Here is an 11,328-nt window from a genome sequence, read left to right as displayed (position 1 = left end):
GCGCCACAGGGGGCGGGGGGTTGGGATGGGGTTGCCTGAAGCACCGGCCAAAGCGGGACAAGTCCCACGCCCAACAAGCTAGCAGAGGTTGGATCGGTTCATATGGTGTGATCGCGGAACTGGCGCAAAAGCGCTTTCGCATCGCCGCTTCGGTGCCGCCGAAGGCCGCGCAACCGGGGGTTTTCCGGTGGGTTGCGTGGGTTGCGCAAGCGCCGGTTGAAGGCCTGATGAACAGCCGTGGTTTTGAGTGTTGTTTCCGGCGTCGCGCAACGGATTGTATGATCGGTCATTAATCCTCAGCGCAGCTTGTTATTGTGCAGTGCAGCAACGATATTGCTGCGAGTGCGTTGTGCACGACTGCCATTCCGGCGCGCAAGGATACCGATTTGCGAAATATATCCGATACGATCGCTCGCCTGAGCGCGATGCGCAGCCGGCCGGTTGGCTCCGGGCAGAGCAAGGACGATCATCTCTCAGACATGACAGGCTTCGGGTCCAATCCCGGCGCCTTGCGGGCGCGGCTCTATCTTCCGGAGAATCTTCCAAAACAGGCGCCGCTGGTCGTCGTGCTGCATGGCTGCACCCAGACTGCCGCCGGCTACGACCATGGCTCCGGCTGGACCGAGCTTGCCGCCGAGCATGGTTTTGCCGTGCTTTTCCCCGAGCAGCAGCGCGCCAACAACGCCAGTCTTTGCTTCAACTGGTTTGTGCCAGGCGATATCAGCCGCGACAGCGGCGAGGCGGCGTCCATCCGCCAGATGATCGAGGCGGCTATCGTCACGCATGGTCTCGACCGCAAGCGGATCTTCGTCACCGGTCTTTCCGCCGGCGGCGCCATGGCGGCGGCGATGCTGGCTGCCTATCCCGAAGTGTTTGCCGGCGGCGCGATCATTGCCGGGCTTGCCTATGGCAGCGCCTCGACCATCCCCGAAGCCTTCGACCGCATGCGCGGCCACGGCGGCCCGTCCAAAACCGAGCTGCTGCGTCTGTTGCGGGCGGCCTCGCCGCACAAGGGGCCGTGGCCGCGGATTTCGGTGTGGCAAGGCTCGGCCGACACCACCGTCGTGCCGGCCAATGCGGACGCGGTGCTGGCGCAATGGCAGAGTGTGCACGGCCTCGGCGAGAGACCGACGCGCACGGAAAAGGTCGACGGTCAGACGCGGAAAGTCTGGTCGGACGGCGATGGACGCGACGTCTTGGAGACATACACCGTTGCCGGCATGGGCCATGGCACGCCGCTGAAGACGAGCGGCGACGATGGCCTTGGCGGAGCAGGGCCGTTCATGCTGGATGTCGGGATTTCCTCGACACGGCACATTGCCCATTTCTGGGAGCTGACCGAGCCAAAGCTGCGACGCAAGGCGAATGCCGAAACCGCTTCAGGCGCGGCGTTGCAGCCCTTTGCGCCGAAGGAAAAACCGCGCGCGGTCCATGTCGACCCTACGCCGGAGCCTGCCAACGCGCGCGGCACGGCAGGCGGGATCACCAAGGTCATCGAGGATGCACTGCGCGCAGCGGGGCTGATGCGCTAGTGTTGGCGGCGGACAAGCTTACGGGCTCGCCCGTCGTGCTCACTCCTTGCGAGCAGGGACTGGCGACGGGACGGGCTCTTCCCCCCTCAGATCCGAGCCGCCGGTTCCGCCAATAGTTGGGCAAAGCCACGGACCTGCCTAGTCACCCGTATCGGAATGTGCCGCACCCACCGGCTTCGATTCCGGCGAGCCTTTGTGCCGGAGTACGATCGAGAGCAGCACCAGCACCGCTGTGGACAAAAATTCCGACTGCCAGTTCTGGAAAGACTCGAACCAGAGCTTTGCGTCGAAGAGGTAGCTTGCGAGCGATTGAGTTTGGCCGCCATGGCGCAGCGCCTCGGCATTCGACGCCACCATACTCCCCCACCAGTGCAGGACGAAGGATGCTATGAACAGCACGGCCAAGGCTATCCCCAGCGAGTATGAATAGAGCCAGGACAGGATTGGCATCTGCCGGCGCATGGCCGACCGGATCTGGTCGTTGGGTCTGTCGGGATCATCGGGATCGCGGGACTCGGACGAGCCGCGCTGATAGAGCATCGCGGTCAGCATCACATAGGCCGACATCTGCAGGAATTCGCTTTCCCAGTTTTCGAACAAGGCAGCCAGGAAGTCGCCGCTCGTCACATAGGCTGCCAGGCCGACCAATGGCGCGCCGTGCTCCCGGAGATCTTCATTATGCGCGGCCTGACCTGACCAGATCATGCCCAGAACGCTGAGCAGGAACATCGCGATCAAAGCAATGGTCAGTCCGTTGTTTCGGAAGAAGGCTCTCATGCTCGTGGTCCTGTCTTCGCCTAGCGCCAGTTTTCCAAGACGTCCTGCATGGCAACTGCCTCGACCTGCTCGCTAAAACGCGATCGGTAGAGTTCCATTAGCGCATTATGGGTCTGGTCGGCCGAGCTGCAGACGGCATCAGTCACCACGATCGCGCGGAAGCCTCGATCAATCGCGCCCAGCAGTGTGGCAAGCACACACACGTCCGTCTCCACGCCCGTGATGACGAGCGTGTCGACATCCCGCCCCGCCAGCGCAGCGTCCAGGCGACCTCCCGTCCATGGTGAATAAACCCGCTTGTCGAGCACGGTCGCGGGCGGAACGAAACGCGCCAGCTGCGGCATGATATCCACGAGCCTGCGATCGATATTGGCAAGGGTGACGTCCGCCCAGCGTCGATAATAATGCGCCCACATGCCGGTTCCATCGCCGGGCTTCTCGGCAGGGATGAAGCGGGTAAACACGGTTTGATGGGGGTGTTTGCCGGCAAGCTCTTCAATCGCCGGGAGCACCTTTTCCGCCCAGGGTACTGCCCAAGGCCCTTCGGGCGCGAACAGCCGTTGCATGTCGACGCACAGATGAAGGCAGGTTTCTCCCAGAGGGCCATGAACCAGGCCGCGCGCCGCCATCCTTAACTCCCGACTACATGGATCCTCACCGCTTTCAAAACGCGGCAACCTCGGCTTGGCGCGCTGCTTCCGCCTCGGAAACGTCGATCGAGCAGAGCAGGCCGCCGTTCTCGTCGAGCACCCGCACCAGCCAGCCCGACAGATCGTCGGTGCCCGGTTGCAGATCGGCCAGCACGTCGACGGCACAGCGGATGGCCTCTTGGCGCGCCGCTTCGAAGCTTGGCATCGTCGAGGCCGGAACCTGGCGGGCGCCGTCTCCATCGCGATACTCGAAAATGTAGGTCGCACCGCTCTCGTCATTGACGGCGGTCACCGCGACTTCGTCGAAATTGCCGCTGCTTTCAGCCTCGTAGTCGTTGGCCGCCAAACCGAAGGTCGCGGTCTGCACGAGCACCGCTCTCGCCCGCTCGATGGTGGCCCCCTCATTCTCGGCTGCTTGCGCCTTTGCCATGTCGACGCTGACGCATTCGCCGCCTTCACCGCAAAACACCACGCGCCGAACGGGTTGGCCGCCGCGCCCGATCGTGTCGTCGACCTCAGTCCGGATTATTTGCATGGAAGAATTCCGATCGCCGGTTGGATGCGTGAAGAGCCCCGATGCGTGAACATCGAGGCTCCAGAGCACATGCTTGTGAAGTGCCGTCGACGCTGCTGCTTTGCTTAAGCGGCTTCGGCTGCGACGTTGACCGCCGACTCGGCGAGTTGGGTCAGCGCCGCATCGGTTTCCTTTTCCTCACTCAGCGTCAGCTCGAGCAGGTTGACCGCATCGTTGTAGCCGAGTTCGGAGGCCCAGGTGCGCAAGGTGCCATACCGCGAAATCTCGTAATGCTCGACGGACTGTGCCGCGGCCAGCAGGCCGGCATCGAGGGCCGCCGCGCCCTTGTATTCGTCCATGACATCGGCGCCTTCCTCGGTGATGCCCATGATTGCCGCACAGGTCTTGCCGACCGGCTTCTTGCCGATGACGGCAAACACTTTCTCCAGCCGGGCAACATGTTCTTCGGTCTGGCGGCGATGCTTTTCGAAAGCTGCCTTCAGGTCACGGCTCTGCGCTGCCTTGGCCATTTTGGGCAGTGTCGCCAGGATCTTCTTTTCGGCGAAATAGATGTCCTTGAGGGTATCGTGAAACAGGTTGCTGAGGTCTTTGGAGGATGCCTTGGTCGTTGCCATTGTTGCTTGTCCTTTCTTTGGGGGTGGAGTTCAGGTCAACTCCGGCATCCGAGACAGGTTCCGCCGAGATATCGATAAAACAGCGGGTTGGTTCGGCGGCTCTTGCGCGGCCCTTTGCGTCCATACGGCGGGCCGGCGTCTATTTGTCCTCCTGGCGCTTTTCGATCTCATAGGTGAGCCATCGGCAGAACATCCCGACGATCGATGCCGCGGCGCCGCCGAGCAGGCAGGCAACCAGCAGCTGATCTTGTGAAGCGCTCGACCAGCTCACGATGGCCAGCAGGACGACACTGGCGGTCGAAATCAGATAGCCGACGCCCTTGAGCAGATGCAGAGCAGCTCTTGTCATCCTGAAATCTCCTTAGCCGGGATCTCCGTTGCGGCCTGTCCTCCGGAACATTCTTCTGGTCTTGAAGTTCCATTCGAAGCGAACCCGCGACAGAGTCACGCCGATGCCCGACTATCTGAAACTGCCGACCACGACCAAAGGCCTAGTCAGAGTGGTGATCGAGACCCCGCGCGGCGCTGCCGCCAAAATGGCCTATGACCCGGCCATCCAGGCCTTCGCTTATGTCCGACCATTGCCGGTCGGGATGACCTATCCCTACGACTGGGGCTTTATCCCTTCGACACTCGGCGAGGACGGCGATCCCCTCGACGGGCTGGTCATCCATCAGACGGCGACCGCCCCTGGCATCGTCATCAAATGCGACCTGCTGGGCGCCTTGCGGGTCAAGCAGAAGGACAAGGGTGGCGCGGCCCTGCGCAATGACCGCTACATCTTTTGCCCACGCAAGGAGGATGCAGAAGACGAGCCGGTCGCCGCGGACCACGTGCCCGAGCATCTGAGGCGCGAGATCGAACAGTTCTTTCGCTCGTCGGTGTCGGAAACGGGCAAGGAGATCAGGTTCAAAGGCTGGCAGGACGCCAACGCGGCCCGCAAGTCCATCAAAAAGGGAATGAAAGCCTTTGCGGCCCGCAAATGAACACCGCTCGCAGTGACATGCGGAGGTTCAGCGATCGTTGCGTTCGAGGCTGCGCGCGACCTCGGTCTGGGCGACCTGCAGCAGCGTGTCTATTTCGAACATCGCCACCGCGTGACCGCCATCGCGAATGACAAGGCGGGCGCGGTGAAGCAGGTCGGACACCGTCCGCAGCGTTTCTGCATGGCTTAATGGATTCGCACTCGCAGCGAATGCTAAATCCGCGCGATCTTCTCCAACCCCAGCCGCATTCGCTGGCCCTCGGCGAAGGTCAGGGCGAACGCCTCGAGTTCGAACGACGTTGTGGTTGCCTTGCCGTCTTCGACCACGCGGACGAACCATTCGCCGCAGGCTTCGACCACTTCGATGGCGGGTGGATCAACTTTGTTGCTCGGGACGTTATCCATCGCAATTCTCCTCAAGAGCAATGGGAAACGTCTATTTTTATAAGCCTCGCGAAGCGCGTTTCAACATCAAAAGTTAGCGGCCGGCCAGGCGAATAGCGGTGAGCGCGGGCAGCGGAACCATCCTTGTCTGTTCGCCGTTCCCTGTACCTCAACGAAAGGAACAGCCCATGGCCGACAACGAAACCCCGAAGATTTCCGCCCGAGAAGCCCAGGAGGCCCTGGAAAAGCAGGTTGCATCGCTGAAGCGCGAGATCAGCAAGATAAACCGGACACTTGCCGACCGTGCCGAAGATGCCGTCGAGGAGGCAGGTGGCTGGTATGGCAGCGCGACTGAGCGCGCGGCACGGGCAGCGCAGCAGTTGAGGTCGCAGGCGCAGACGGTGTCCGAAACCGTCCAGCAGAATCCCGGCACGATCAGCAGCGCTTTCGTCCTTGGTGGCATTGCCGGGCTGCTGATCGGCCTGCTGCTCGGGCAAACCCTGGAACGCGACCGCCGCTGGTTCTAGCGGGCGGCAGAGGCGTGTTGCGGCTTGTCCCGTTCTTGCGGACTGGCCGTAAGGTTTCCTGCCCTACCTCGCCTGCTTGGCTCGGCGGGCGGGCTTTTCATTTCTGGGTGGATTGCCAATTCAGCCTCTGGCCTTGGCGCCTCGCCCAGAAATTCAGGGTTGACAACATTCCTACTAGTAGGTAGGTAATCGCCATGAGCAATCTTGTAATGACCTCCGATCAGATTCTGGCGTCGGCGCGAAACTTCATCGTGGCGGGCGGCTACAACGGATTCAGCTACGCCGATATCGCTGAGGTGGTGGGGATCCGCAAGGCGAGTATCCACCATCATTTCCCCAGCAAGGTCGACCTTGTTCGCACGCTTGTGGCCCGCCATCGCGAGCGTACCGAGATCGCCATGGCAGATCTGGAAAGCAAATTGCCTGACCCGCTTGCACTGCTTCAAACCTATGCCGGCTATTGGGCAAAATGCATTGAAGATGCGAGCGTCCCGTTTTGCGTCTGCGCGCTGCTTGCCAGCGAACTCCCCGCACTTCCGCCTGAAATTGCCGTCGAGGTGCGGGCCTACTTCAGGTTCCTGTCGTCCTGGCTGACCAAGGTCATGCAGCGGGGCGCCGAACAGGGGGTGCTCAAATTCGCCGGCTCTGCCGCGCTGGAGGCTGAGACGTTCATGGCGACTGTCCATGGCGCGATGCTGTCGGCGCGTGCCTATGGCACCCCTGCCATATTTGACACCATCCTGACGCCAACCGTGCAACGTCTATCGGCGAAGGTTCACTAACAGGAAATCTGGCGACAGAGGGCGAGCGCTCCACCGATTCCCGCAACGCGTCCGCGATGCCTACCTTCTAGTAGGTATACACATCAACCACGAGAAAGGAAAATCAGAATGCTTGCCAACACGAATGAAACCAACCAATCCACCTGGCTCAAGAGCTACTATTTCATACGCTTTGCCGTGGCGGCGGCCTGGGTGCTGCTGGCGTTCACGGTCGCCAGGGCAATGCCGTCCCTGGCAGCCATCATGCTGGTCGCCTATCCCGCCTGGGATGCGCTGGCCAACTTCGTCGACGCCCGGCGCAGCGGCGGCCTGAACCGCAACAAGACGCAGTTGCTTAACTTCATCATCAGCATCGTCACCACGCTCGCGGTCGCCATCGCGCTTGGCAAGTCAATGAATGCGGTGCTCGCGGTGTTCGGCGTCTGGGCGGTCCTGTCCGGCCTTTTCCAACTCGCCACCGCCATCCGGCGCTGGAAGTCCGGCGCGCAGTGGGCAATGGTGCTGAGCGGCGCCCAGTCGGCGCTGGCCGGGATTTTCTTTGTGAAGATGGCGGGCGGTGCGGCGACGATCGACATCACCAACGTCGCACCCTATGCCGCCTTCGGCGCCTTCTACTTCCTGGTCTCCGCTGTCTGGCTGACGGTGAGCGACGCGCGGCGCAGGTCGGCGCAGGCCGCGGGATGAAGATACCGCACGGCTGGCGAGGATGGGATGGCGGCCTTGCCGATTGCGCCGCTCAGCGACCGGAGTGACATGGCCTGGCTAGCGTTCATCAAGGCGGTCTGTTGGGCGTGGCGAGACTTTCCCGTTGGAGCTGCGGCGCTGGCCAATGTCGCTGAGTTGCTCGTCTGTCAGCTCGCGCAGCATGCGCGAGCTTTGGCGCCTCTGCATTTGCAGCCAAAACCAGCGAAGCATCATCTGCCATGCTCGCTCCAAGCGAGGCGTATTGGGTGGCCGCACTGTCACGTCAGAGGATTTCAAAGACCTCATATTCGACACCGCTTGCCGTCCGGCCACCGCTGGCGACCGATACAATGCTGTTGAGCCAGGCATGGGCCGGCGCAGCGGTCTCGAAATACGGCGTTGTGCGTAAATAGTATTCGGAAGCATCGACCAACTCTCCGCGTGCCAGGCGTTCGTCGATGGCCTGAGACGCGCGCCTGACGCCGCGATAGGTCATGATGATCAAGCCGCCATCGTCGGCGACGAGGAGCAGCCTGACATCCTGTTGGAATGTGCCGTCCGCCCGGCTGAGAAGCAGATCGGACCCGATGAGCGGCGAGACTGTGCCGCTAATGCGCTCGCCCTCGAAGTTTCCGCCCGAGACCGCGAAAATACGTCGGCCGCCCGCCGGCGTGTGTCCAAGATCCATGACGGGGTGAAGCGTCATGAAGAGGGTAAACAAGTGCCTTGATTGCAGCGACATCAAATGCCTCCTAGTTTCGAGGCCGGCATCTACACCAGTGCGCGTTACTCAAAAAACGCGCTCTTCTTGTCGCTGTCACAAGGAAAACTAATCATGCGGCCCTCGCTCGAATCCTTGCGCATTCTCGAAGTATGCGTTGCGACCGCCAGCTTTGCGCGGGCGGCCGAACGCCTTTTCCTGACGCCCGCGGCTGTTAGCCTGCGTATCCGCTCGCTGGAGGCCGAGCTTGGGCAGCCGCTTTTTGTACGCGTTCATGGGCGCGTCGTGCCGACACCTGCCGCCGCCGCGCTGGCAAGCCAGGTTCGGGAATCACTCGCCGGGATAGCAGAGGCGGTCGACCGATTTCAGGCGGCGACGCCTCCTCTAAAGGTCACCGCACCACCCACGTTCGCATCACGCTGGCTTGCACCGCGTCTACCGCACTATCCCGAGTCAGGACCGGCCGGTATCGAGCTAGATGTCTCGACGGATATACGCGATGCCAACGCGTTTGACGTCATCATCAGAACGGGTCGCGGTGGGTGGACCGGCCTTGAGGAACACCGGCTCATCCCGGTGGACGTGACTCCAATGCTGGCGCCGTCCCTGCTCGAAGCGCATTCGCTCGCCGTTCCGGCGGAACTGGTCGATTTCGAGCTCTTGCCGCATCCCGACTGGGAACAATGGTTTATCATGGCGCACGGCGAAATCCCGTCGGCCATACGGTTCGCCGCAGTCGATTTCCCGACCCATGAACTCAACGCCAATGCCGCATTGGCAGGTGGTGGTGTGGCGCTGCTGTCGCCCACCCTGTTCGGTTCTCTGTTGGCCCAGGGCCTTCTGGTCGCCCCCTTCCGTCACGTGCTGAGCGGTCCCGCCTGGCACTTTGCGCTGATGCGCGCCGACGACCGCCGCATGGCTCCAAGGCATTTCTGCGCCTGGCTGCGGGAGCAGGCCGGCAATCCGCCATGAAGATGGCGAGCGCGGCACAGGCCGCTGGGTGAGAGCTTCGCACGTCCGAAACGGCATTGCGCGCCTGGGCGTCCTCAACAGCGGAGTTGAGTTTCCTGGCCGCGGTCGTATGTTCGTTGACCGCGGTGGAGGATAACAAGTGCCCATTCGATGCAAAGCCACGGAGGCTGGCATTCTGCAGCCATCCGAACTTGAGCTGTTGGGGCGTGTATTCCAGCAGCTCAAGCTCGACGGTCAATCGCCAGAAGCACGCGAGGCTCTCGCATCCCGGATTATTGCGAACTATATGGCCGGCGTGGTTGACGAAGCCGAGCTCGTCAGTCTTTCGAGGCAGCCGCTGGGCCGGTAGTTTCCTTCCATCCCGCGTTCCGGAACGAAAGGTTTCGGTTCGTCAAATCAGAGGAATAAGGCAGTGCCGACTGACCCACCAATAGAGCGACGGTCGCATATCCGTGACCTTGTTCTGAAGGAAGCGACAATCGACTCCGGCGACGTCAGCATCAATTGTCTGGTTTGTAACCAGCACGCTCACGGTGCGGAGTTGCGGGTGAAGGCCGACATCGCAATTCCCGACCGTTTCGTGCTTCACGTTCCTGTAGATCGCACCAGTTACCGCGCCGTGGTGCGCTGGAGAAGGAAGGAGCGACTTGGGGTGCAACTCGATTCGGGAAGGCAGTCTTAGGTGGCGGTGGCCCGGACGCTATTTCCGATCGACCGTCCAATGTCCCGTTGCCTGGCAGGCCGTTCCGCCAAAAAGGGTCTCATCGAGAGCATCTCGATCGCCCCCAGCCAATCAATTAGGCCGGGGTTAGCTCATTCGGCCGACTTGGCACCGGCAAAAGCCCGCCACTCCGGAAAGCGGCGGGCTTGGCCGAACTTGGATCACTGAATAATCTTCACGACCTTGCGTGTGCCAGGATCAACCACCACGGTCTGGTTGTCGACCACGACGTAGCGGTATTTGACGTTGGGAACTTCGTGAAGTTCGACGGTATCGGGCAGAGCCGTACCGACATTGAGTTCCACGCCGGGAAGCTTAATGGAAGCCAGCGGCTGTTTGTGCACATACTCCTTGATTACCGTTTCCTGCTCAGGCTGGATGATCACATCCTGAGCGGCTGCAGCGCCAACGCCGGCGAGGAGCAAAAGCCCTGCCGCGGCGGTGGTAAGATGCATTCTCATGATCGTCTCCTTTCCACTGTGAGCGAGCCCTTGCGCTGCGCGTTTCGCAGCCGGGTCTCCTGGTCGTAAACGCCATCGGATGGGGCTTGTTCCTTCAAATTTCTGCCTGTCGGTTTTGCCAATTCTCCTTGGAACAAAGCTTTTCGGTTGAGGTTTACCCAATGAAGGGACGGACACCTTTCGAGGAGACTTCCTTATGAAACATATTCTGATCACCAGCATGCTGGCGCTCGGTGTTGGCTGTGGGGCAGCAGCAGCGCAGACACAACCAGCCGAGACCAAACCCGGCGCCGACGCCAATTGCGCGGCCGGCACGGCCGACTGTCAAAAAGGCTCGAAGATGAAGATGGGCGAGCAGGCCCAGGGCAAGGCCAAGGTCCAGACGGATCAGCAGGCCCAGGGTAAGCCCAAGGTCCAGACGGACGAGCAGGCCCAGGGCAAGACCAAGCTCAAGACCGACGAGCAGGCCCAGGGCAAGGCAGGTGCGACCACCGATCAGCAGGCCCAGGGCAAGACCAAGATCCAGACAGACCAGCAAGCTCAGGGGAAAGCCAAGGTCCAGACCGACGAGCAGGCTCAGGGCAAGACCCCGACACAGACCGATCAGGGGTCGACTGCTTCGATCACCAACGTGACGGTCGAACAGAAAACCCAGATCACCCAGGTCATCAAGGAGACCAGGGTTGAGCCGGTGTCCAATGTCGATTTCGATATTTCGGTCGGCATCGAGATTCCCCGGCACAAGATTCGGCTGCATCGTCTGCCGGCGCGCATCGTCAAGATCGTACCCGCCTACGAAACCTACGAGTATTTCGTGTTGGCCGACGGTCGGATCGTCATCGTCGATCCGGACACGCTGAAGATCGTGCTTATCCTGACGTGATCAGTGCCCGTCGCACTGCAAAGGCTCGCCACATCGACGTGGCGAGCCTTCCATAAGATCTGCCGATGAATCAGCTGTCGGCGAACGGAACCACAAAGGC

The 11,328-nt window shown here is 61.5% G+C and carries 18 protein-coding genes; 9 read left to right on the top strand and 9 right to left on the bottom strand.

Features of this window, described 5'->3' with window-relative positions; translation table 11 throughout:
• Positions 1 to 386 precede the first annotated feature (386 nt).
• On the top strand, positions 387 to 1,532 hold the full coding sequence (locus AC04SG_RS31330) for an extracellular catalytic domain type 1 short-chain-length polyhydroxyalkanoate depolymerase (RefSeq protein WP_488554186.1): 1,146 nt from the start codon (positions 387 to 389) through the stop codon (positions 1,530 to 1,532).
• Between the two features lie 138 nt (positions 1,533 to 1,670).
• Here AC04SG_RS31330 and AC04SG_RS31325 read toward each other — a convergent pair whose 3' ends face one another.
• The 5 genes from AC04SG_RS31325 to AC04SG_RS31305 all read right to left on the bottom strand — a co-directional run bounded on the left by AC04SG_RS31325 (position 1,671) and on the right by AC04SG_RS31305 (position 4,457).
• Positions 1,671 to 2,309 (bottom strand): DUF6766 family protein, encoded by a 639-nt coding sequence (locus tag AC04SG_RS31325; protein ID WP_488554185.1) that lies wholly within the window; start codon positions 2,307 to 2,309, stop codon positions 1,671 to 1,673.
• A 20-nt stretch (positions 2,310 to 2,329) separates the two neighbouring features.
• A complete protein-coding gene (locus AC04SG_RS31320; RefSeq protein WP_488554184.1) occupies positions 2,330 to 2,938 on the bottom strand; it encodes a cysteine hydrolase family protein in 609 nt (202 codons plus the stop codon).
• Positions 2,939 to 2,972: 34 nt separating this feature from the next.
• The gene (locus AC04SG_RS31315; RefSeq protein ID WP_352586184.1) at positions 2,973 to 3,494 is read right to left on the bottom strand and encodes a DUF6894 family protein; all 522 of its coding nucleotides are present in this window, start codon (positions 3,492 to 3,494) and stop codon (positions 2,973 to 2,975) included.
• 104 nt (positions 3,495 to 3,598) lie between these two features.
• Entirely contained in the window at positions 3,599 to 4,108 is a 510-nt protein-coding gene (locus tag AC04SG_RS31310; RefSeq protein WP_488554183.1) for a YciE/YciF ferroxidase family protein, read from the bottom strand.
• 139 nt (positions 4,109 to 4,247) lie between these two features.
• Positions 4,248 to 4,457: a hypothetical protein gene (locus AC04SG_RS31305; protein ID WP_488554182.1), complete on the bottom strand. Its 210-nt coding sequence runs from the start codon at positions 4,455 to 4,457 to the stop codon at positions 4,248 to 4,250.
• Between the two features lie 103 nt (positions 4,458 to 4,560).
• On the opposite strand from AC04SG_RS31305, the gene AC04SG_RS31300 reads away from it, so the two are divergent.
• Positions 4,561 to 5,094: an inorganic diphosphatase gene (locus AC04SG_RS31300; RefSeq protein WP_112559177.1), complete on the top strand. Its 534-nt coding sequence runs from the start codon at positions 4,561 to 4,563 to the stop codon at positions 5,092 to 5,094.
• 27 nt (positions 5,095 to 5,121) lie between these two features.
• Here AC04SG_RS31300 and AC04SG_RS31295 read toward each other — a convergent pair whose 3' ends face one another.
• Positions 5,122 to 5,256 (bottom strand): hypothetical protein, encoded by a 135-nt coding sequence (locus AC04SG_RS31295; protein WP_488554181.1) that lies wholly within the window; start codon positions 5,254 to 5,256, stop codon positions 5,122 to 5,124.
• Positions 5,257 to 5,306: 50 nt separating this feature from the next.
• Positions 5,307 to 5,498, bottom strand: coding sequence for a hypothetical protein (locus AC04SG_RS31290; protein WP_352559592.1), 192 nt, complete (start codon positions 5,496 to 5,498; stop codon positions 5,307 to 5,309).
• Positions 5,499 to 5,665: 167 nt separating this feature from the next.
• On the opposite strand from AC04SG_RS31290, the gene AC04SG_RS31285 reads away from it, so the two are divergent.
• From AC04SG_RS31285 to AC04SG_RS31275, 3 genes are all read left to right on the top strand, one after another.
• The gene (locus AC04SG_RS31285; protein WP_142866117.1) at positions 5,666 to 6,004 is read left to right on the top strand and encodes a hypothetical protein; all 339 of its coding nucleotides are present in this window, start codon (positions 5,666 to 5,668) and stop codon (positions 6,002 to 6,004) included.
• A gap of 194 nt (positions 6,005 to 6,198) precedes the next feature.
• A complete protein-coding gene (locus tag AC04SG_RS31280; protein WP_488554180.1) occupies positions 6,199 to 6,786 on the top strand; it encodes a TetR/AcrR family transcriptional regulator in 588 nt (195 codons plus the stop codon).
• A gap of 108 nt (positions 6,787 to 6,894) precedes the next feature.
• The gene (locus AC04SG_RS31275; protein ID WP_488554179.1) at positions 6,895 to 7,470 is read left to right on the top strand and encodes a DUF308 domain-containing protein; all 576 of its coding nucleotides are present in this window, start codon (positions 6,895 to 6,897) and stop codon (positions 7,468 to 7,470) included.
• 283 nt (positions 7,471 to 7,753) lie between these two features.
• On the opposite strand, the gene AC04SG_RS31270 is transcribed toward AC04SG_RS31275, so the two are convergent.
• On the bottom strand, positions 7,754 to 8,212 hold the full coding sequence (locus tag AC04SG_RS31270) for a DUF3237 domain-containing protein (RefSeq protein ID WP_488554178.1): 459 nt from the start codon (positions 8,210 to 8,212) through the stop codon (positions 7,754 to 7,756).
• Between the two features lie 93 nt (positions 8,213 to 8,305).
• Here AC04SG_RS31270 and AC04SG_RS31265 point away from each other — a divergent pair, with 93 nt between their 5' ends.
• From AC04SG_RS31265 to AC04SG_RS31255, 3 genes are all read left to right on the top strand, one after another.
• Positions 8,306 to 9,163: a LysR family transcriptional regulator gene (locus AC04SG_RS31265; RefSeq protein WP_488554188.1), complete on the top strand. Its 858-nt coding sequence runs from the start codon at positions 8,306 to 8,308 to the stop codon at positions 9,161 to 9,163.
• A 139-nt stretch (positions 9,164 to 9,302) separates the two neighbouring features.
• Positions 9,303 to 9,512 carry a hypothetical protein gene (locus tag AC04SG_RS31260; protein ID WP_312037271.1) on the top strand — a complete coding sequence of 70 codons (210 nt, stop codon included), beginning with the start codon at positions 9,303 to 9,305 and terminating at the stop codon, positions 9,510 to 9,512.
• 63 nt (positions 9,513 to 9,575) lie between these two features.
• Positions 9,576 to 9,845, top strand: coding sequence for a PilZ domain-containing protein (locus AC04SG_RS31255; RefSeq protein ID WP_488554177.1), 270 nt, complete (start codon positions 9,576 to 9,578; stop codon positions 9,843 to 9,845).
• A gap of 200 nt (positions 9,846 to 10,045) precedes the next feature.
• On the opposite strand, the gene AC04SG_RS31250 is transcribed toward AC04SG_RS31255, so the two are convergent.
• Complete coding sequence (locus AC04SG_RS31250) at positions 10,046 to 10,345, bottom strand: DUF1236 domain-containing protein (RefSeq protein ID WP_488554176.1); 300 nt, start codon at positions 10,343 to 10,345, stop codon at positions 10,046 to 10,048.
• Between the two features lie 196 nt (positions 10,346 to 10,541).
• On the opposite strand from AC04SG_RS31250, the gene AC04SG_RS31245 reads away from it, so the two are divergent.
• On the top strand, positions 10,542 to 11,228 hold the full coding sequence (locus AC04SG_RS31245) for a DUF1236 domain-containing protein (RefSeq protein ID WP_488554175.1): 687 nt from the start codon (positions 10,542 to 10,544) through the stop codon (positions 11,226 to 11,228).
• The last annotated feature ends 100 nt before the right edge of the window (positions 11,229 to 11,328 follow it).

Source organism: Mesorhizobium sp. CNPSo 4684, from assembly GCF_057784315.1.
The sequence above is the reverse complement of the archived record's forward strand: the minus strand, read 5'-3'. Positions and strand labels throughout refer to the sequence as shown.